The 20,030-nt window shown below is 63.5% G+C and carries 14 protein-coding genes; all 14 read right to left on the bottom strand.

Translation table 11 applies throughout. The features are described 5' to 3' along the window. Positions 1-28 precede the first annotated feature (28 nt). The 14 genes from tssM to AC3B5Q_RS14465 all read right to left on the bottom strand — a co-directional run bounded on the left by tssM (position 29) and on the right by AC3B5Q_RS14465 (position 19,895). Positions 29-2,524 carry a type VI secretion system membrane subunit TssM gene (gene tssM, locus AC3B5Q_RS14530; protein ID WP_488392646.1) on the bottom strand — a complete coding sequence of 832 codons (2,496 nt, stop codon included), beginning with the start codon at positions 2,522-2,524 and terminating at the stop codon, positions 29-31. Next, positions 2,521-3,429 carry a type VI secretion system-associated protein TagF gene (gene tagF, locus AC3B5Q_RS14525; RefSeq protein WP_103469040.1) on the bottom strand — a complete coding sequence of 303 codons (909 nt, stop codon included), beginning with the start codon at positions 3,427-3,429 and terminating at the stop codon, positions 2,521-2,523. The genes tssM and tagF overlap by 4 nt, the downstream gene beginning before the upstream one ends. After that, positions 3,426-7,229, bottom strand: coding sequence for a type VI secretion protein IcmF/TssM N-terminal domain-containing protein (locus AC3B5Q_RS14520; protein ID WP_330507994.1), 3,804 nt, complete (start codon positions 7,227-7,229; stop codon positions 3,426-3,428). The genes tagF and AC3B5Q_RS14520 overlap by 4 nt, the downstream gene beginning before the upstream one ends. 30 nt (positions 7,230-7,259) lie before the next feature. Beyond that, on the bottom strand, positions 7,260-7,976 hold the full coding sequence (gene icmH, locus AC3B5Q_RS14515; protein ID WP_004576640.1) for a type IVB secretion system protein IcmH/DotU: 717 nt from the start codon (positions 7,974-7,976) through the stop codon (positions 7,260-7,262). Then, a complete protein-coding gene (gene tssK / locus AC3B5Q_RS14510) occupies positions 7,973-9,316 on the bottom strand; it encodes a type VI secretion system baseplate subunit TssK (RefSeq protein WP_021785681.1) in 1,344 nt (447 codons plus the stop codon). The genes icmH and tssK overlap by 4 nt, the downstream gene beginning before the upstream one ends. Beyond that, complete coding sequence (gene tssJ, locus AC3B5Q_RS14505; protein ID WP_275967355.1) at positions 9,313-10,035, bottom strand: type VI secretion system lipoprotein TssJ; 723 nt, start codon at positions 10,033-10,035, stop codon at positions 9,313-9,315. The genes tssK and tssJ overlap by 4 nt, the downstream gene beginning before the upstream one ends. 24 nt (positions 10,036-10,059) lie before the next feature. After that, entirely contained in the window at positions 10,060-12,657 is a 2,598-nt protein-coding gene (gene tssH / locus AC3B5Q_RS14500) for a type VI secretion system ATPase TssH (protein ID WP_392523888.1), read from the bottom strand. After that, positions 12,654-13,724: a type VI secretion system baseplate subunit TssG gene (gene tssG, locus AC3B5Q_RS14495; RefSeq protein ID WP_392523889.1), complete on the bottom strand. Its 1,071-nt coding sequence runs from the start codon at positions 13,722-13,724 to the stop codon at positions 12,654-12,656. Before tssG ends, tssH begins: the two co-directional genes overlap by 4 nt. Beyond that, complete coding sequence (tssF, locus tag AC3B5Q_RS14490; protein ID WP_103444323.1) at positions 13,688-15,508, bottom strand: type VI secretion system baseplate subunit TssF; 1,821 nt, start codon at positions 15,506-15,508, stop codon at positions 13,688-13,690. The genes tssG and tssF overlap by 37 nt, the downstream gene beginning before the upstream one ends. Further along, positions 15,508-15,990, bottom strand: a complete 483-nt coding sequence (gene tssE, locus AC3B5Q_RS14485) for a type VI secretion system baseplate subunit TssE (RefSeq protein WP_003248355.1) — start codon at positions 15,988-15,990, stop codon at positions 15,508-15,510. Before tssE ends, tssF begins: the two co-directional genes overlap by 1 nt. A 26-nt stretch (positions 15,991-16,016) precedes the next feature. Next, on the bottom strand, positions 16,017-17,519 hold the full coding sequence (gene tssC / locus AC3B5Q_RS14480) for a type VI secretion system contractile sheath large subunit (RefSeq protein WP_103462541.1): 1,503 nt from the start codon (positions 17,517-17,519) through the stop codon (positions 16,017-16,019). Between the two features lie 14 nt (positions 17,520-17,533). Beyond that, positions 17,534-18,073 carry a type VI secretion system contractile sheath small subunit gene (gene tssB / locus AC3B5Q_RS14475; protein ID WP_028697264.1) on the bottom strand — a complete coding sequence of 180 codons (540 nt, stop codon included), beginning with the start codon at positions 18,071-18,073 and terminating at the stop codon, positions 17,534-17,536. A 64-nt stretch (positions 18,074-18,137) separates the two neighbouring features. Next, positions 18,138-18,887, bottom strand: a complete 750-nt coding sequence (locus AC3B5Q_RS14470; protein WP_028697263.1) for a hypothetical protein — start codon at positions 18,885-18,887, stop codon at positions 18,138-18,140. Positions 18,888-19,325: 438 nt separating this feature from the next. Next, entirely contained in the window at positions 19,326-19,895 is a 570-nt protein-coding gene (locus AC3B5Q_RS14465) for a hypothetical protein (RefSeq protein ID WP_021785689.1), read from the bottom strand. Positions 19,896-20,030: the final 135 nt, after the last annotated feature.

Below are 20,030 nucleotides of genomic sequence, written 5' to 3'. Positions count from 1 at the left end.
CCCCGGCGACCGGTTATTGCGGCGTGGCTCAGTTAAGCCCACGCACTTCGATTTCCACCCGGCGGTTGGGCTCCAGGCACTTGATCAACTGCGTTCGCGGTTGTTGCATGTCGCAGTTGACCAACGGTTTGCGGCTGCCTTCGCCCTGCGCGACCATCAGTTCGGCAGGTACGCCCTTGCCAACCAGATAGGTGCGGATGGTTTGTGCCCGTTGTTTCGAAACCTGCAGGTTGCCCTGCCTGTCGCCCAGTTGGTCGGCGTGCCCCGAGATGATGATCTTGCCGATATTCGGGGTGTTCAGCAGCTTGCTGGCAATTGCGCTCAGCTGACTCTGGCCTTCGTTTTTCAGGCTCTGGAAGTCGGCGCGGCCGAAGGCGAACAAGGTGTCGGATTCCAGCGTGATGGTCTCGATCGCACGCAGTGACTGGGCCCGCAGGCTGTCGATGTAGTTGCGCGAACTGGACATCAGGAAGGCGTTGTCGAGGATGCGCGGTACATCTGGCTCACGGATCTGGTCGCTATAGAACGTGATCTGGCGGCTGGCATACAGGTAGTCCTGGTTGCCGCCGGCCTCGCTGCCGGCGGCGGCCATGCTCTTGCCGGTATGACGGGCGATGGCCGGGTACCAGTAGTCCGGCAGGTGCGCCTTGAGAAACGCCGGGTCGGCATGCTCGCGCTGGCCCGGAGAAAGCATCACGTAAGTGTCCAGGGCCGCCTTTCCGAAATTGGCGATCGACTGGGCGCGGTTGTCATGGGGCAGCGCCTCGGCCTCTACGCTGTCAATGCCGCTCACTGGCTGCAGCTCACGGGTGTTGCGCTGGTAGACCTTGAGCGTGGTCAGCAGGTACAGGGTGCGGGTCAGATTATCGGCCGTGGGCTTTAGCATCACATTCTGCAAGGTGGCGAAGTAACGGTCGCGCAGCAGCGGCTCGACCTCACGGCCCTGGTACAGGCCCAGGCGCATGCTGAGGGGCACGCCCTTTGCGTGGTGTTGCTCATGGTAGTGAGCAGCCCAGAAGCGCAAGCGGTCGAGGCTTCGCCAGGCGGTGTACTGGCCGCTGGCCGCCTGGTCGTCGGCCTTGGCCTGGGCCAGTTCGCTGGCAATGCTGGCCAGGGTGGCGCGGTTGTTCAGGTACGACCAGCCCCACAGGCTGCACAGCACCAGTGCCGCCAGGCCGGCGGCGCCCACCCAACCGGCCTTGCGTCGGCGTTCACGGTGGTTGCTGGTGTACAGCGCCACCAAATGCTGGTCGGGAATGATCACTTTGCGGAACAGGCTGTTGATGAACAGCGGCGCCGCCTGGCTGCCGGCAGTGCCCGTGCCTTCTGCGTGTTCAAGCGCGAAGCGTTCGGCCACATGCTGGCCGTGGCAGCCCCACTGAGTTTCGTCGGCCTGCAACGCTGCGGTGAAATAGAAGCCGCGCAGCATTTCGGCATTCTGGTAAGGGTTGGCGCGCAGCAGGCTGTCGACGAACTGATGCAGGCGCGGCTTGAGCGCGGCCAGCTCGAGCGGGAAGCGGTAGGCTGCGTTGTTCTGCCGAGTGACTTGTATGTCCTGCTGCACCAGCTGCTGGCTCGCCATCTGCCCCCAGTAACGGGTCAGCTCGTCCATCGCATTGCTGAAGCGCTGGCCCCAGTCGGCTTGCTCGAAACCCTTGTGAGAGAAGGTTTTACCCATCACTTCACCACGCGCGGCATCGTCCAGCTGGCGATAGAACGCGGTGAAACCAGGGATCAGGTCGCACTTGGTGAAAACCAGGTAGATTGGCAGGCGCACTTCTAGCAGCGCGCAGCTTTCCTGAATGCGTTCGCGCAGGCGCTTGGCCACGCGTTCCTGCTCTTCGACCGGGCCATGCAGGATATCGTCGATGCTGACGCTGACGATCAAGCCGTTGAGCGGGCGGCGCTGGCGGTGCTGGCGCAGCAGTTGCAAAAAGCCGCGCCACTTGCCGGCTTCTTCGGGGCTGTTCATGTAGCGCCCGGCAGTGTCCAGCAGTACCGCCTCAGAGCTGAAGAACCAGTCGCAGTTGCGCGTGCCGCCCAGGCCCGCGACCCGTGCGCCTTCGCGCTCGGCATAGGGGAAGTTCAGGCCTGACTGCAGGATCATTGTGCTCTTGCCGGCGGCCGGCTGGCCAATGACCAGGTACCAGGGCAGGGCATACAGTGCATCCTTGGTCGAGGTACCGCGCGGCTTGTTGCTGTGCAGCCGCTCGATGCCCTGTAGCAGGCGCTCGCGCAACAGGCTGATCTCTTCCCGGTCGGCTGGGGCTGCACTGAGTACGGCCTGGTCGGCGTCGTCGCGCAGCAGGCCTTCAAGGTTGTGGTGCTGACCCACTCCGCGGTACAGCAGCAGTACATAGCCCGCCGACAGCAGCAGAAACACGCCGATGCCGGCCAGCAGGCTGTGCAGCGAGGCGAAGCCGAAGGCTCGGCCGATGGCCCAGACCAGGAAGATCGCCAGGAAGAACGCCACGCCCAGCAGGTAGGGTTGGTAGCGCAGGCAGTAGTACTTGAGCTTGTTCATACAGGCGTCGCATCCAGTGCATCGACGAACTGGTCGATGACATGTTCAAGGGGGCGGTCGTAATCGTGCAGCCGAGGCACCATCGTCAGTGGGCTGAGCAACTCCAGGTGCTGGCGCGGGTCGGCACAGCCACTGAGCAGGCGGTAGGCACAGTTGGCGTGGCGCGCCGGGAAGCAGTACAGCTGCGGGTGCATGAAGTCGTCGGCCAACAGGCTCACCGCCGGCAACTCTCGGTGCCCGCTCATGCGGCTCAGCCAGGTCAGCCAGAGATCGGCCGTGGGGTTTTTAAGGCCACGTTCGGCCGGCAACGGCAATTCGATGCCGCCTGCAAAGTCGCCCTGCAGCGAAGCACGGCCGAGCTGCAGGTGGGCGAGGGCAGTGGCGCTGTCGAAACCTGGCCAGGACCCGTGCAGTGCGCGGGCCACATCCGCGAAGCTGAAATCATGCAGGAACTTGGCGTGCACCCGGCGGAACAGGTCCAGATCCTGGCCCTGCAGCGGGCGCAAGGCCTTGATCCGTTCGAACAGGCTGGTGCAGTCGGCGCCTTGCACAGCCTGGTGCAGCATTGGTTTGATCTGTGCGCTGAACAGCTCGCCAAGCGTGAACGGGTTGACCAGTACACTGCTGTCTTCGAGCTTGAGCAGCTGGAAGATGAAGAACGGGTAGCGCCGCTGGCTGGCATCGCGCGAGCTGAGCAGGCCACCCAGTAGCCAGTTGCCGTTGCGTGCGCGGTAGGTGAAAAAACACATCGGCAGCGCGTCGAACAACGCTTGCCAGTCATCGCGGTAGCGCATGGCTGCCAGCGATGACTGCAACCAGGCGTCGAACTCGCAGACTTCTTCCGCCGCCCCATGAAGGCTGACGAAATCTGCGCTCGACGGTAGCTTGCCGAAGCAACCGATCATTGCGCCCCCCTGCTGTTGAGGGCGCTCAGGGCCTTGACGTCAGCCAGATCGGTCAGCTTGACCCCGCCGAAATTGCGCACGATAAGGCTTACGCGGCCATTGGCGGTGTTCCAGCTGAAACGTTGCTGAATGCCGTCCAGGTCGTCGACGCGAGCGCTCTCGTTCATGCGCAGCAGGCCCCAGCGCCCCGGGAAGTCGAACACGGTGACCCGTGTGCCGCTCAGGGTGACGACGTCAAGGCGCGCGCCCGGCGCGTTGCTGGTGCCCGGCCAGGCGAAGCGGTTCCAGCTGCTGCGGCCGTTGCGGTAGTGCTGCTCCTGGCCATCGAGGGTGAAGACGATGTCGGTGAAGTTGGCTGAAGGCTCCAGCATGATTTCGAAGCCGTTGTCACGGTCCGACAGGCTGGCGATCACCTGGCCCACGGAGCTGGCCTTGTCGATGCTGTTGAGCATGCCAGGATTGACCAGTGCCGGCCCCTTGCTATCGCCCACGCCCAATCCTTCACCGCCGGCCAGATTGCCGATTTCGTTGCGCTTGAAGGCCGGCAGCAGGCCGCTGTCGGGATCCACGAAGCGCTGCAGGTCTTTCACCGAAGCCTCGTTGCGGCTGCTGCCGGCAATCGGGTAACGGTGTGCCATGACCTGCTCCCAAGGCTTGGCGATCTGCTGCGCCCAGGCCTTGGCGATCTGCTGGCCGGCCGGGTCGCGCAGGGTCGCCCAGGCATACTGGATGGGCAGGCTGAACAGCCCCTGCAGCGAGCGTGACAGGCCATCCTGGCTGGTGTCGACGCTGCTCTCCACGTAGTTGCGCACGGTGGTGATCTCGCTCGGCTGGCCTTCCAGGGTCTCGCTGATCAACTGTTTGCTGCTCTTGCCCACATCCTGCGAGCGCTGGATGTTGTTCAGGCGCACCTTGAGTTTGCGCAAGGCGGCCAGGTAGCGGTCCATGATGGTGCTGTCGGCGCCTTCGGCGTTGTTCTCGGCGAACACTCGCGCCACCGGCTCGAAGCGCTTGGCCAGGCTACCGTCGTCCACCGCCGGCAGGGCCGGGGCAACGTTGGCGGGTAGGGTGTCGTTAGCGTCGAACAGACCGGTGACCTTGCTCCAGAAACCATCGTCGCGGGTGGTGCCGGGGGCCGGGATGGCTTGCTTGAGCGGCAGGTCCCACTGGGTATTGTCGTTGACCGCCTGCAGCAGGTTCTTCACTGGCGAGTTCTGCACGTCGCTCAGCAGCCCCAATTGCCGGGTCGCCGAAGCCAGGTCGGCGAAGTGGCGCACGCCAACGCTGCTGACCATCTTGTACCAGGCCTGGGTGTAGTCGCGCTTGTAGCGGGTCATGAACTCGCGTACGAAGTTGGCCTTCTGCACGATGGCATCGCCGCCTTCGCCGTCCAGCACCCAGTCCGACTCGTTGCGCAGGTTGCCCGACACCAGCTTGATCAGCTCGGGCTTGACGAAGGTGTCCCAGCCCTGGCGGGTGTAGATCGCCGGCACGCCAGCGGTTCCATACAGCAGCGCGCGGCCCGGTTGCGGGACCAGGTCGTTGAGGTTCAGCGCCGGGAACTGTCGGCTCGACTCGAGCTGCAGGCGCAGGTACTCGCGGTCGACCAGCGAGCTGGAGATCATGAACGACTTGAGGTTCTGCCGGGTTTCGTTGATCAGCTGTTCGTTGCGCGGCAACGACGGCGCTTGGCCCTGCTCCAGCAACTGCACGTACAGCGGGGCATTTTCCGCGATCACGCCAGCGTCGGCCGGGGTGCCTTCGGCGGCGGCGCTGGCCCAGGCCTGGGGCAGGCTGGCAGCGACGAAGGCCGGGTCTGGATGGGCCTTGGGCTCGGTCAGCAACAGGTACAGCTTGAGGGTGTTGTAGGCCTCGATGATCGAGGCCACCTGTTGCTCGTCCAGGCGCCCGAGCATTTCTTCGGACAGTGACAGCCCACCGGTGGCGGCGGACAGCTCGGCGCCATCGCTGGCAGTGGCCAGGTTGACCTTGGCGGCATAGGCGCCAGCGCGGGTGTTGCCCAGCGCGGCCTGGGCCCTGGCCGCAATGGCAGGGGCAAGCGGCTTGCCATTGCGCTTTTTCGGCTGCGGGGCCGGGGTGAATTCCAGCTCCTGATTGATACCGTTGGCGAAGGTGTTGAACGCCCGCATCTGCACTTGCAGGTTGCGTGCGATCGGTTCCAGCGCCTGGCTGCGCAGCTGCGCCAGATAGGCGCTGCGGGTCACCTGGTGAATCGCCTCGCCCTGGTACAGGCCGCCACCCAGCTGCAGGGGTACACCCTGCAGGCGATGGGCCTCGACGTTGGCCATCTGTTCACGCAGCACTTCCAAGCCCTTGCCTGCGGCCAGCTGCTGCTCGCGGTCTGCTGCCTGCTCGATGTGCGCCAGCTGCCCGCGCAGGTTGTCCAGCCATTGGCGGTTATTGGCGAACGACAGCGCTTGCCAACCGATGAACAGCAACCCGGTGGCGGCGGCCAGGCCCAGTAGCAGCGGGCTGAACGCAGCCTGGCGGCCCAGGCGCGACTGGTAAAGGATCAGGTCGCGGTCGGGGAAGATCACCTGGCGGAAGGTGTCGGTGATGAAGTAGCTGCGGTTGCCCAGGGCCTTGCCGACGTGCCCGGGCTGCTCATCGTAGGCGGCCTGCAGGGCGAATTCGTCGGCGATGACATCTTCATAGACCTGCCCCAGCTGCTGCCCGGTCTGCAGTGCACTGGTGAAGTACAGGCCACGTAGCAGCAGCGGGGCACCGCCGCGATGGCCGCGGGTGAAGTGGTCGAGGAATTGCTCGAGCACACCGCTGAGGGCGGCGAAGTACTGCGGGAAATTCAGCAGGGTGCTGTCGGCTTCGGCACCGAGGGCGATCATCTGCGCGTCGACGTGCTGGCGAATATGAGCCTGCAGCTTCTTCAGGCGCGTCTGCAGCACGGCGTGCAGGCCGTTGGTGCGGATTTCCGAAAGCCCAAAGGTCATGCCCAGCGGCTGTTGGCGATCGTGCAGGTCGAGGCCGTCGAACGCCTGGCTAAAGCCCGGCAACTGGTCGGTCTTGCTCAGCATCAGGTAAACCGGGGGGTTGGCATCGAGGCATTCGGCGTATTCTTCCACCCGTGCCACCAGCTGGGCCGCCAGGGCATTGCGCTCGTCGCTGTTGGCCGCCAGCAGTTCGGGCAGGCTGACCACCAGGACCAGGCCATTGATCGCCGCTTTGCCACGCTGCTTACGCAGCATGCGCAGAAAGGCCGAGAATTCGCTGGCCGACTGGTCGTCGCGCAGGTAGCGCCCGGCGGTGTCGATCATCACGGCGTCGGGGCTGAAGTACCAGTCGCAGTGCTGGGTGCCGCTTTCACTGTCGTTGGCGGTAGCGATGCTGGCCGACAGGCCGGAATGGGTCAGCAGCGAGGTCTTGCCGGCCGCCGACATGCCGACCACCAGGTACCAGGGCAGGTCGGACAGGGCCGCCTTGCCGCCGCCACCCGCGGAGCGGTCGGTGCGCAGCATGGCGATGGCGTGCTTCAGGCGCTCACGCAGCACCTGCTGGTCACGGAACTCGCCAGTGGCATTCCACGAGCGGTCGACCTCGATCTGCAGCAGGTTCTCCAGGTTGTGTTCGGCGCGAATGCGCTGGTATTGACGCAGCACGATTACCAGCAGGAAGCAGGCACTGATGATCGCCAGCGCTTCAGGCACGTGATGACGCAGCCACGGCACCAGCGGCGCGGCCAGCCAGCAAATCAACAGGCTAGCCAGCCACAGCAATGGCAGCAGCACCCAGAAACTTTTCAACAGACGCAGTAATGTTTTCATGTCTTCCTGACTCGGCTACCTGGTATGTGCTCAGGCACTGAACAGCTGGCGGATTTGTTCGGACAGGGCGGCGACGTCCTTGTCCAGCAACCAGTCCAGCGTCAGGTACACGGCGACGCAGACCAACGCGATCAGCGCCAGATACACCCACAGCGGTACTTCATGGCGCAGCATCTGCGACACCTGGTCGGGCAGTGCCCAGTCCGGTGACAGGGCCTTGGGCGCCTTGCGGTAGCGGGCAATATCCTGGCCCAGGGTATTGGCCAGGTACCGCAACTGGTCTTTCTGGCCGAGGCTGAACTTGCCCTCGAAGCCCAGTGCCAGGCACAGGTGGTAGACCTCGAGTACGTCAATGTTCTGCTTGACGTCGGCGCGCAACGCGTCGACCTTTTCGAAGAAGCCTTCGCCGGCTAGGTGCACGCCGAAATAGCGGAACTGCAGCGGCTGCAGTTCAAAGTGCCGACGCAGCGCGTTGTCGTCCGAGCGCAGTACGCTTTCGTCGAGGAAGGCGCACAACGCGTATTGGGTGTCCTTGACCTGCTCGACGCTATAGTTGGCGGCACGGGCATCACGTTCCAGGTTGGCGAAGAAACGTTCGACGCTACCTTCGAAGGCCTGCACCGAAGTGACCTGGCGACCGCGACGTACGATCAACGCCATGCTGATGAAGTCCTGGACCAGGTCCTTGAGCGTCGGTTTGTCGCTGGCGGCCGGGACGGCGCCCTGTTGCAGTACGGCTTCGGTCATTTGAGCACCGCCATCAGTTCAAGCTTGAGGTTGGTAAAGGCGCTGGGCGCATAGAAGCAGATGGCCTGGGCGCTGATCATTCGTTCATACACAGTGCCGTGCGGCTCGATGGCGAAGTACTGGTTGTCCAGGCGCACCGGAATCGCGTTCGGCAGCCGCGCGGCGTGATTGAGGGTGACACCCGGCATGGCGCTGTTGACCACCACTTCAATGTCTTCCGGCGAACCGACCTTGAACGCACGGGGCACCAGCTCCAGCAGGCTGGCGCCAGGCATGTCGGCGTGCACGGCGATATAGAAGTCGGCCTCGGCCAGGCGCGGGTCATGCAGTTGGCCTTGCCAGTGCGATGGCTTGGTCTGGGTAAGGTTGATGACGATGCACTGGTTGGGCACGACGTTGTCGAGCATCACCCGGATCATCTCGTCGAGCTTGACCAGCGACGCGGCCGGGTCGTGGTGGTCGTATTCGGGGAGGTCGCTGAGTTGGGTGTCCAGGGTGAAGGTCAGCAGGCCACCGGCCAGGTCGGCCAGGAACAGGTACAGGCGTTCCGGATGCAGGCGCGGGTGGGCCAGTAGATGAGCCAGTTGCGGGTGGGCACGGTTGACCGTGTTCAGCAGCCAGAACAGGGTGACATCGCTGGAGCCGAACTCGGCGATCTGGTCGGCGCGCTCGCGGCGCCGGCCGGAAAGCGCCTTGCTCTTGGCCTGCAGGGCGCCGAGCAGGCGCTTGCCAATGCCGGCAATGGTCTCGTGGCTGCCCAGGTGCAGGGTGGGGTGGACGAAATGCGGGTCAAGGTTGAAACCGCCCATGCTGTTGCGTGTCAGCTTCGCCAGGGGGCAGTGGCTGTAACCGTCGAGGCTGTCACCGTCGACCAGCAGTACGACGTTCAAGCGCAAGCTGGTGATTTCGTTCTCCAGCTCGCCTTCATTAAGGTCGGGCAGGGTGTCGAACTGCTTGCGAAAGCGCCGAGCAGCCTTGTGTTCGTGGCCATCCTCGACGTAGTTGCGGCCGAATGGCTCGGGCAGCTTGAGCGCAGCATACACCTTCAGGTCGTTGGCCTTGAGCAGGTCCTTGAGGTCGCGCGCGGCCGGCAGCGGATCGTGCTGCGGCGCGTCGTAGAGGCTGCCATCGGGGAACACCAGCTTCAGGCGCTTGAGCTGCAGTGAACCAGTGGCCAGGGCGTCCTCGTCCACCTGCAGCGCCTGAACTCCCCAATGGAAAGGGGTGCTGCGCAGGGTCGCCTCAGCCAACTGGTGCTGATGGAATTCGTCCTGATACTGGAAGTGTTGGGGCAGCAGGAACATGCCTTCCGACCACATCACCCGGCTCTGCTTGCTCATTTGACGCTATCCACTAAAGAATTGAAGGTTGAATCCATGGCGTTGCTGGCCGACTGGCTGGCGGCGTCGGTGGCTTTGTCGACGACCGCGTCCTGCATCTTGTCGGTGAGGGGCGTGTCGGCATCCTTGGCCTTCTGCGCAGCTGCAAGCTGGTCGGCGGTCGGAGGTTTGTTGAGTACATCCACGCCCCGCATGGCGCTGATTTCGGTGTTGTCCACCAGCACCCGCAGGCCGTCGGAGGAGAACCAGATACCGTCCTTGCGCAGCGAGTTGGCGTCGAAGGCGACTTTCCAACGCGCGTCATGCTCATCGCGGAAGAACGCCGCCACGCCGACGTAGCGCGCGCTCTTGGCCAGCGGCCACTGGTCGATCTGGCCGATGCCAGGCAGCAGGGTAATCTCGCGGGTTTCCACCAGGGTGTTGCCCAGGGCTTTTTGCGGGGCGTCCCACAGGGTCTCGGCATCGGTAGCCGCGAAGCGCTCGAGGTCGGTCAGCTGGTACACGCGCATCACCACCGACAGCGGCCTGCCCTCGGCGTCAGGGTTGAGCTGGTTGCCGCCGTCGGAGGTCAGGATGACCTTTTCGCTGTCGGCCAGCATGTCGGCCGCCCAGCTGTCTTCCATGCGCTTGCCGATACGGTCGGTGACCCCGCAGCCGGCCAGCGCCACCAGCAAGGCGACTGCGGTCAGGCGTTTGAGGGCGATGTGCTTGTGTTGCATGACGGCAAAACCTCCGGGTACTGGTCAGGCCAGGCGATAGGCGAAATCGCCATCGCTGCCCAGCTCGATCGCAAGGTGCTGGATCGGCGCGTCCTGGGCCATACGCTCGAGCACGCGCTGGGCGAGTTCGGGCATCAGGGTCTGGGACAGGATGTTGTCGATGTTGCGTGCGCCGCTGTCGACCTCGGTGCAGCGCGCGGCGATGGCCTTGACCAGTGCCTGGTCATAGCTGAGCTCGGCCTGGTGGTTGCGGGCGAAGCGCTTGGCGATGCGTTCGAGCTTGAGGGCGACGATGCGCTCGAGAATCTGGTCCTGCACCGGGTAGAACGGCACGATGCTCAGGCGACCGAGGAAGGCCGGCTTGAACACGTGGTTGAGCTGGTCGCGCAGGTCCTCGACGATCGCCTCGGGCGTCGGCAGCTCGGTGGCGTTCAGGCAGGTCTGCATGATGCGCTCGGTGCCGGTGTTGGAGGTGAGGATGATCACCGTGTTGCGGAAATTGATCTCGCGGCCCTCGCCATCGTCCAGCACGCCCTTGTCGAACACCTGGAAGAACAGTTCGAGCACGTCGGGGTGGGCTTTTTCCACCTCGTCGAGCAACACCACGCTGTACGGCTTGCGGCGCACCGCCTCGGTCAGTACGCCGCCTTCGCCGTAGCCGACATAGCCGGGTGGCGAGCCCTTGAGGCTCGACACGGTGTGGGCTTCCTGGTACTCGGACATGTTGATGGTGATCAGGTTGCGCTCGCCGCCGTACAAGGTGTCGGCCAGGGCCAGGGCGGTTTCGGTCTTGCCGACGCCGCTGGGGCCGAGCAGCAGGAACACGCCAATCGGTTTGTTCGGGTCTTCCATGCGCGCTCGGGAAATCTTGATGCGCTTGCCGATCTCATGCAGGGCGTGGTCCTGGCCCAGCACGCGTTCACCTAGCAGGGCCGGCAGGCGCTGCACGGTATCGATTTCGTCACGCAGCATCTTGCCCAGCGGGATGCCGGTCCAGCCACTGATGACCTGGGCGATGGCGCCGCTGTCGACCAGCGCGTGGACCAGTGGCTGCTCGCCTTGCACGCGCGCCAGCTCGGCACGCAGGGTATTGAGCTGTTGGGCGTCGGCATCGTTGGCGGCGTCCAGTGCCTTGAGCTGTTCGACCAGCTCCAGCTCTTGCTGCCACTGGGCATTGAGCTGCTGTTCCTGCTGCTGCTCGGCCTGCAGGGCAGCCTGCAGCGCTTCCAGGCGGCGGGCATGGTCGTGCCCCTTGCCGGCTTCGTGGCCGAGCACGCCGATTTCCGCCTGCAGGTTGTCGATCTGTCTGCGGCAGTCTTCCAGTGCGCCGGGCAGCGAAGATTGCGCCAGGGCAATGCGCGCGCAGGCCGTGTCGAGCACGCTGACCGCCTTGTCGGGCAGCTGGCGGCCGGTGATGTAGCGGTTGGACAGGCGTACCGCCTGCACCAGCGCTTCGTCCATCACCGCCACCTTGTGGTGCTCGCGCATCTTGCCGAGCAGGCCGCGCAGCATGTGAATGGCCTTGTCTTCATCGGGCTCTTCCACTTTGACCACCTGGAAGCGGCGGGCGAGGGCGGCGTCCTTCTCGAAGTACTTCTTGTATTCGGCCCAGGTCGTGGCAGCGATGGTACGCAACTCGCCACGGGCCAGGGCCGGTTTCAGCAGGTTGGCGGCGTCGTTCTGCCCGGCCTGGCCGCCGGAGCCGATCAGGGTGTGGGCTTCGTCGATGAACAGGATGATCGGGTGCAGGCTGCGCTTGACCTCTTCGATCACTGCCTTGAGGCGGTTCTCGAACTCGCCCTTGACCCCGGCGCCGGCCTGTAACAGGCCCAGGTCGAGGGTGTGCAGGGCAACGTCCTTGAGCACCGCCGGCACGTCACCCTGGGCAATGCGCAGCGCCAGGCCTTCGACCACGGCGGTTTTTCCGACCCCGGCTTCGCCCGTGAGGATCGGGTTGTTCTGCCGGCGGCGGGTGAGGATGTCGACCATCTGCCGTACTTCGAACTCACGGCCCAGCACCGGGTCGATGCGGCCTTCGCGGGCGCTTTGGGTAAGGTTGACCGTGTACTGGTCCAGTGCCGGGGTCTTGCCGCTGGCCTTGCCCGACGTGCTCACTGGCGCCGCTGGGCTGGCCAGTGGGCTGGCCTGCCTGGATTCGGCGCTACCCTCCACCAGCGCGGAAAGGTTCAGGCGCAGGTCATCGGCGTTGATTTTTTCCAGCTCTGGCGCCGAGGCGATCACCACGCGGCGCAGTTCAGCATCGTCAAGCAGCGCCTGCAGCAGGTGGGCGCTGCGCACCTGGCCTACGCCGTATTCGATCGAGGCCAGCAACCAGGCTTGCTCGATCATGCGGGTAATGTGTGGCGACAGCGCCGGGGTGCGGGTATTACCTTTCTTGAAGGTGCCCAGGGCGGTGACCAACTGCGCCTGCAGGCGTTCGGCGACGACTTCGTAGTGGCGCAGGATCGGCGCCAGGTCGCTGTCGTTGTTGTCGAGCAATTGCAGCAGCAGGTGCTCCACTTCCACGTCGTAGTGGTGCTCCGACAGGCACAGGGCCGCCGCGCTTTCGGTGGCCGTGCGGCTGGTTTCGTTGAGCTTGGCGAACAGAGACTTCAGGTTCACAAGGCGACCCCATCGTAAGGAATGTGGAAGACGGCGCAACGCGAAGGCTCCGCGTCGCGACCAGGGCGTTTGAGCCAACCCAGCCAGCCCAGGGCGACATTGCCGCTGCGGCCCAGTTGGGCGCGTGGCATCGCCTCGCGCTTGAGGCGCGGGGCGATTTCGAAGTCCAGGCCGGCACCTATATAGAAGCGCACCAGCTCGACCAGCTTGCGATAGCACTCGGTACCAGGCTGAAAGCGCTGGTAATCGGCCAGGTTCAGTGGGCCCAGCTCGATGCGGATGCACGATTGGTAGTCCCAGATCCGCTTGCCAGCAACAGCGCTGTGGCCAAGCTGGGCGTTGTGCCGCCCAAGCTGGGTGCGCTGTTCAGGCGGCAGCTGCAACCAGCGCCCGGCGAATTGCCTGACGTGGATCGGCAGCGAGAAATAGAAGCCGAGCATTCGCTCAAGGTTCAACGCGTTGCGCGGCTTCTGGCTGAGCAGGCCGGCAAAGTAGCTGAACAGCTCACGGCGCAATGCTGACGGCTGTTCTTCAAACTTCAGCTGTTGGGCGCGCGGTCCGAGGCCGACCAGGTTGAGCAGGTAGCCATCGAAGCCCGAGGTGCCATTGCGCTCGTGCTCGATGTGGAATTTGTATTTTTGCCAGGCCTCGTAGAACAGCGTGGTCATGCGGTGCGAGAAGATGTCGAGAAACGCATGGGCGGCATCGTCGCGATACTGCACGTGGCGCTCGAGCAGCAGTTCGGTGTATGGGCGCGGCAGCACGCCCGACGGCCCGACCAGGCCCATGAAGGTGACCTGCACTTCCGACAGCGGCAAGCCGGTTGGCGACACCTTGCCTTCGCGCTCGAAGTGCAGGTCGCTGACCTCGCTGGCCGGGAACGCCAGCGACAGCTGGGTACGAAAACGCAGCGGGTCTTCGTGCGGCCGGGTCGCCAGGTCCATGCGCCCGGTGCGGCTGTAATGCAGGCGGAGCAGGCGCACCAATTGGAAGAATTCGAATCGGTGCGGCTCGGCTCGGGCCTGATCGATCAGACCAGGGGCTGATCGCCGGTGCGTGCTGGCCATTGTACGACTCTCTTTTCTCGTTGTTGGGTGCGCAGGGTCAGTTGGGTGAAGCTGTTCATCGAGCAGTACTGGCCGAAGAAGTGGTCCAGCACCTTGCCGAACAGAAACACGCCACTGCCGATGAACTGGCTTTCATCCAGGGTCAGGGTGATGCCGACGCCGCGCACGAAATTAGGCCGCGGGTGGCCGATGCGCGCGACCACCGGTTCGCTGCTGATCGCCTTGATGCCGTTGATCTGTTTGCGAATGGCGGAGACATTGCGGTAGTTGTACAGCGACAACAGCTCCAGCAGCACTTCGCGGCCTTGGCTCACCAGGGACAGATGGTTCAGGGACAAGTGGGCGATCAACCGCCAGATCAGGCCCTTGCCCAAGGGCACACGCACCGTGGCGGTGGGCTTGCGCAGGCAGCGGATATCCTTGATCACCGAGTTGGCGGGAATGGTGAAATCGCCCCGTTCGCCACCGAACGGCAGCATCAGCGGCACGTCGCGGTTGCTGCAGGTAAGGCCGATGCTCAGGGTGTCGCTGCTGGCATCAATCAGCTCCAGATCGCGGTCGACCACGCGGATGCTCATGGCAGTGGCGTCACCCTGGTTTCGCCGGCGCGCGACCCAGAAACTGCTGTGTGGGTCTTGCTCGCCCCGTGGTTCGAAAAACGGCTGGCAGGTGGCGACCTGGTCGATGCCGCCGAGTTTGCGCACCCGCCGTACCCGGTCGATCGATACCACTTCTGCCGCGTTGTGCAGCCGTGTGTCAGGGGTGACCTGGTATTCGTGCTGGGTGTGGGTCAGCTTGATCGGCTCGGCCTGCTGGCGGAACAGGTTGATGATCGGCGTGCAGTTGAGCTTGAAGTTGTTGCGCCCGATGTTCTGGGTCAGCCGCGCCAGGCGCTCGCTGAGGTCGTAGTCGGAGAAATAGAAGTTGAGCTCTACCTGCTCGATGGCCTTGCCCTGCAGGATGCGGGCAAATCCACTGAGGTCGAAGAACATGAACTTGTCGGGGAAGGTGAAATACTCGTGCAGCAGGCGGTAGCCCAGGAATGAGCGTTCGGAGTAATCCACCAGGCCTTCGTCACGGGCGTAGCCCACGGCTTTCAGGGCGTCGGCCGGCAGCGCCACTTCGCGGCTGCGGCCCTGGTCATCGAAGCTTAGCGTGGCCTTGGCCAGGTTGTTGAACAGCAGTTCGTACAGCTGCAGCATCAGGGTCGCTTCGCCGTCGAGGAAGAACCGCAGGCGGTTCATGTCCATCTGCCCGAACAGGGCATCGCCAGTGGCTGCCAGGCGGATGCGCAGACGAGCGACCAGGTCGGCGCTGTGCCCGTTGAATGCCGAGCGTTCCATTTCTGTGAACGAGGCCTGCTGCACGGCAATCGGCCACAGCTCTACCGGGAAGCAGGTGCGGAACTTGCACACCACGCCTTCCACGGGATTGGCATGCATCTCGGTATGGCGCGCCACGCGGTAGGCTTCGGTGACCTTCTCGTGCCTGCCCAGGCTCAGTTCGACAATCGACATCGACGGAGTAGGGCGCAGGTAGTGGGGGTACAGCACCTCGAGGAAGGATTCGACGATTTCCGGAAACTCGTCATCGAGCTTCTTGTGCACCCGCGCAGACAGGAACGAGAACGCCTCGATCAGGCGCTCGGTGTGCGGGTCTTCGCAGTTGTCGCCCTCGATCAGCAACCGCGAAGCGATCTTCGGGTACTGCGCGGCAAACTCCTGGCCGAGAAAGCGCAGGTGCGACAGTTCCTGTTCGTAGTAGGGCAGCAGTTCGTCGAGCATCAGTTGAGGTTCTGCACTTTGTATTCCTGGGTGTTGACCTGCAGCACGGCGTCGAATGACACCTGGCGGCTGATGTCCTGCAGACGCAACACGGCGTCCACGCGGAAGGTCAACATGCGGTGGCCGTTCTGCTGGGCCAACAGCTGAACACGGACCCGGCGAAAGCGCCGGTCTCCGGTGCTGATCGCCCGCTCCAGCTGTTGCTGGATCAGGCGACGATCGTGCGGGTCGAGCACGCTGCGGCTGATGAAGTCCGGCATGCCGTATTCAAGGATGGAACCACCGAGCTGGCTGAAGCCGTCGAGCTCTTCGGCGACCAGGGACTGGCGGGTGTTCACCAGCACTTCGAGGTCGCGGACGATGCTGGCCTTGTACTCGGCCAGCGAGCAGGTGCGCTGCGCTGCGGGCTCGGCCGACTGGTAGGGACGGTCGTCCAGCAGTCGGTCGAGCAGCGAGGGCAGCAGGCGGGCCTGGTTACTCATGTGTCATCCCTGTACACAACGGCCTGTCAGCCGCGCGCGCCCTGTGGCAGCTCGGCAACCAGCCGCAGCGAGGCGGTCAGTTCATCCAGCTGGTAGTGCGGGCGCAGGTAGGTCACGGCCTTGTACACGCCTGGCTTGCCGGGCACTTCGAACACCTCGGCGCGGGCTTCGCGCAGCGGGAACTTGGCCTTGGCCTCCTGGCTGGCGGTGTCGTCGAGCAGCACGTAGCTGGCCAGCCACTGGTTGAGGAAGCGCTCGACATCCATGCGCGAGGCAAAGCTGCCGATCTTGTCGCGCATGATCGCCTTCATGTAGTGGGCGATGCGCGAAGTGGCGAAGATGTATTGCAGCTGGGCCGACAGGCGTGCGTTGGCGTTGGCGATGTCGGTGTTGTACTGCTTCTGTTTCTGCGCCGACTGGGTGCCGAAGAACGCGGCATAGTCGGTGCCCTTGCAGTGCACCAGGGGGATGAAGCCCAGGTCCGACAGCTCTTTTTCGCGGCGGTCGGTGATGGCGATTTCGGTCGGGCACTTGAGGGCGATTTCGCCGTCGTCGGTCTTGAAGGTATGGGTCGGCAGGCCTTCGACCAGGCCGCCACCTTCCACGCCGCGGATGGCCACGCACCAGCCGTAGCGGGCGAAGGCATCGGTGACGCGGGTGCCGAGGGCGTAGGCGGCGTTCATCCACAGGTACTTGTTGTGGTCGCGGCCATCGACGCTTTCGACGAAGTTGAATTCTTCCACCGGGGTGGTATCCGGGCCATACGGCAGGCGACCCAGCACGTGGGGCAGGGTGAGGCCGACGTAGCGCGAGTCTTCCGAGGCGCGGAACGACTTCCACTTGGCATATTCCACAGTGTCGAAGATCTTCGCCAGGTCACGCGGGCCGGACATCTCGGTGAACGAGTCCCAGCCGAACAGCTCGGACGAGGCGGCCGAAATGAACGGGGCGTGCGCCGCCGCGGCGACGTGCGAGATCTCTTCGAGCAGGTACATGTCTTCGGGGTTGCGGTTGAACTCGTAGTCACCGATCAACATGCCGAAAGGTGCACCACCGAAGGTACCGTACTCTTCTTCGTAGACCTTCTTGAACAGCGCGCTCTGGTCGAATTCGCTGGCGGCCTTCAGGTCGCGTACCAGGTCTTTCTTCGAGGCATTGAGCAGATGGATCTTCAGCGTGGTGCTGGTCTCGGTCTGGTCTACCTGGTATTTCAGGCCGCGCCAGGAGGCTTCCAACTGCTGGAACTCGCGGGCGTGCATGATCTCGTTCATCTGCTCGGAGAGCATCGCGTCGATCTCGGCGATGCGCGAATCGAGCACGGCGATCAGGTCCTTGCTCGGGGTCATCTCACCCTCGAGCACCTGGTTCACCAGTTCGCCAATCAGATCGCGGGTGCGGTTGCGCTCGGTGTCGGAGCGGGCCACGCGGCTTTGCGAAATGATGCTGTCGAGCAGCGAGGGCTGTGGCGCGAAGTTTTCCACTTCGACCAGGTCGCCGGCCTGTTGCGGTACGGTTTGCTTGTCGGTCATGTTCGGGCTCCTGCTCAGGCGCGATCGTCGCTGGACGGGTCTTTCACTTCGGCTTCACGGCCGAATTCCTTGCCCAAGGTCTTGAGCTTTTCGGTGTTCTGCAGCACGTCCATCAGCAGCTCTTCGAGCTTGTCGTTGCCGCCCATCTTGTTGCGCAGGTCGGCCAGTTTGTTGCGCACTTCCAGCAGCTTGCGCAGCGGCTCGACCTGCTTGACCACGTTCTGTGGCTCGAAGTCTTCGAGGCTGTTGAAGTTCAGCTCCACGCCCAGCTGGGTACCGTTCTTGGCCAGGGTGTTGTCGACGCGGTAGGTCAGGCGTGGCTTGATGCCCTTGAGCACGCCATTGAAGTTGTCGCGGTCGATGAATACGAACTTGCGGTCCTTGAGCTTGGGCAGCGGCTCCAGCGGGTTGCCGGAAAAGTCGCCCAGTACGCCGACGACGAAGGGCAGCTCTTTTTTCTCGATGGCATCGCCGATGTCCACGTCGTAGGTGATATGGACCCGAGGCGCGCGAACGCGGTCAAGTTTGTGCTGAGTGCTTTCCTTCTTCGCCATCGTGTTCTCCAGTGCGAGCAATTCGCTGCGAATCATTGCGCGGCCCGGTGCCGGGCGCTGCGCGTTACAGTCCTTCGATCGTCAGCAGCAGGCGCTGACGGATTTCGTCGTTCATTTCCAGAATGTTGTCGCGGCCTACCAGTTCTTCGAAGCTGGTGTTGCCGGCAATCTGCGTGCTGCTGCGGATGACCGAGTCGTCGGGAAGTTCCGAGCGCACCGGCGAGCTGATGACGCAGAACGGCAGGTCGCCAAAGCCCTTCAGGCGCTCGAAGCTCAGGCCGTAGCGCAAGCCCTCGAACAGCCGCCCAAGGCCAGGCGACTTGCTCAGGCAGTAGAACAGCACCAGGTAGTGCACCACGAAGCGGTACAGCTCGGCGCTGCTGCGGTTGGGGTCTTTGATGACATTGCGAAACCGCGCCAGGTCGAAGGCGTGGAAGCCCACCACCCAGCGGGTCGGGCTGGTGATGCGGATGACCTGGCCGCTGTGTTCCAGGGTCTTGTCGTATTCCAGCGGGAACAGTTCGGGGGTGGTGCTGATCAGGTTCAGCGGTACTTCCAGCTCGGTGACCAGCTGGAACGGCGCGGCCGAGCCGATACGTTCGTAGAGTTCGACCAGGGCCTGGAAGTGGCCCTGGGTTTCGCGCCCGCTGCTGCGTTGGGCGCCTTGCAGGTATTCGCCAAACAGGGTTTGCGGACGGATCAGCGGTGCCACGGTGGCAAGGTAATCCGCCGCCTGCGCCTTCAGCGCATCGGAGATCGCCCGCGTCTGGCTACGCAGCTTGATCAGTGCTTCGACATCGAATGTCTGTGTCATCGGTGCATCGTCCATGAGCCTGCTTGATCGTCCTGAAACGCCAATGGCGTGGACCTGAAAATCGCGCCACTCGGCTGCGGCAATTTGAATGCTGGCACATGAATATCGTGTTGCCAGCAATGCCGAATAGGGCACCTCGCCGGGGAAGAAGTTCCGGTGAGGGGCGCGATTTTTTCCCTGTTTTGTGATGCGGTGCAATGATGGCGTCATGACATTGCGCGCAGGTTTCGAGCACATGGAATGGGGCTTTGACCCGCAAAATCAGGGGGAGTAGGTGTCAAGATCGCGGCAAAAATTGGCGTGAAAAGAATTTTTCAAAAAGTGATCTGGGTCGCATTTTTCAGTGCTACGCCGTTCATGCCAGTCTTTCATCGCAGCGTGTTTTCGTGATGGCAATGCGACGGAATATGCCGCGTCGAAGCGGGTCCGTATGGGTTGCTACAGCGACTTTGCGCCGGCGATGCGACCTTGGATTCCCCACTCCCACAAGCACCCTAGCAATGCATGTAATTCATCGGTGGCCTCGACCAACAGCACGCCGTTTTCATACAGTACGGCATCGCTGAGCGTGCCCATGCCGCGAGGCATCGCGAACAAGCTCAGGCGCACCTGCTCGGTATCGCTGTGCAGCCGTGAACGGTAGCCCAGGAGGGTATTGGCCCAGCTTGCGTAGCCGCCATCGCGCAGCAGCAAGGTTGCTGCTCGTGCCAACACCGCCGAGATCTCCGTCAGGTTGCAAATGCACGGGGCAGCCGTGCCACGCTGGGCGCCGGGTTGCATCATCAGGGCGTGGTCCAGTTCGCGGCGGCGGCATCGAACAACCATGGGCAGCGCTGCCGAAGGTTCCTGTAGCCAGGCCTCGTATCGGGCCTTGTCGATGCGGTAATACTCTTCGTAATCGACCAAGGTATTGCTGACTGGGATGGACAGGTAGCACTGCTGCGAAGCCAGTTCTATCCCGAGGGCAAAGCGGTGCTCGCGGCTTGTGTAGGTGTCATTGAATTTCATGCTGAGAAGCACCTTCGAGGTGGGTTGTTAGCGGCCATCACTTGGGCATGGCTACCTGCCTGGGCATGTCGTTGCCAGTAGCGTGCATGTTCCGCAGAATGCTCGCATGGATGAGCGCGAACCACAGCAAGGAAT

This window comes from Pseudomonas sp. D5(2026) (assembly GCF_057766845.1).
Note: the sequence above shows the minus strand (reverse complement) of the source record. Positions and strands in the feature narration are given on the sequence as shown.

What these genes read in the sequence shown, in the direction of transcription:
- tssM (WP_488392646.1), bottom strand. Translation starts at nt 2,524, where the DNA reads ATGAACAAGCTCAAGTACTACTGCCTGCGCTACCAACCCTACCTGCTG.
- tagF (WP_103469040.1), bottom strand. Translation starts at nt 3,429, where the DNA reads ATGATCGGTTGCTTCGGCAAGCTACCGTCGAGCGCAGATTTCGTCAGC.
- AC3B5Q_RS14520 (WP_330507994.1), bottom strand. Translation starts at nt 7,229, where the DNA reads ATGAAAACATTACTGCGTCTGTTGAAAAGTTTCTGGGTGCTGCTGCCA.
- icmH (WP_004576640.1), bottom strand. Translation starts at nt 7,976, where the DNA reads ATGACCGAAGCCGTACTGCAACAGGGCGCCGTCCCGGCCGCCAGCGAC.
- tssK (WP_021785681.1), bottom strand. Translation starts at nt 9,316, where the DNA reads ATGAGCAAGCAGAGCCGGGTGATGTGGTCGGAAGGCATGTTCCTGCTG.
- tssJ (WP_275967355.1), bottom strand. Translation starts at nt 10,035, where the DNA reads ATGCAACACAAGCACATCGCCCTCAAACGCCTGACCGCAGTCGCCTTG.
- tssG (WP_392523889.1), bottom strand. Translation starts at nt 13,724, where the DNA reads ATGGCCAGCACGCACCGGCGATCAGCCCCTGGTCTGATCGATCAGGCC.
- tssF (WP_103444323.1), bottom strand. Translation starts at nt 15,508, where the DNA reads ATGCTCGACGAACTGCTGCCCTACTACGAACAGGAACTGTCGCACCTG.
- tssE (WP_003248355.1), bottom strand. Translation starts at nt 15,990, where the DNA reads ATGAGTAACCAGGCCCGCCTGCTGCCCTCGCTGCTCGACCGACTGCTG.
- tssC (WP_103462541.1), bottom strand. Translation starts at nt 17,519, where the DNA reads ATGACCGACAAGCAAACCGTACCGCAACAGGCCGGCGACCTGGTCGAA.
- tssB (WP_028697264.1), bottom strand. Translation starts at nt 18,073, where the DNA reads ATGGCGAAGAAGGAAAGCACTCAGCACAAACTTGACCGCGTTCGCGCG.
- AC3B5Q_RS14470 (WP_028697263.1), bottom strand. Translation starts at nt 18,887, where the DNA reads ATGACACAGACATTCGATGTCGAAGCACTGATCAAGCTGCGTAGCCAG.
- AC3B5Q_RS14465 (WP_021785689.1), bottom strand. Translation starts at nt 19,895, where the DNA reads ATGAAATTCAATGACACCTACACAAGCCGCGAGCACCGCTTTGCCCTC.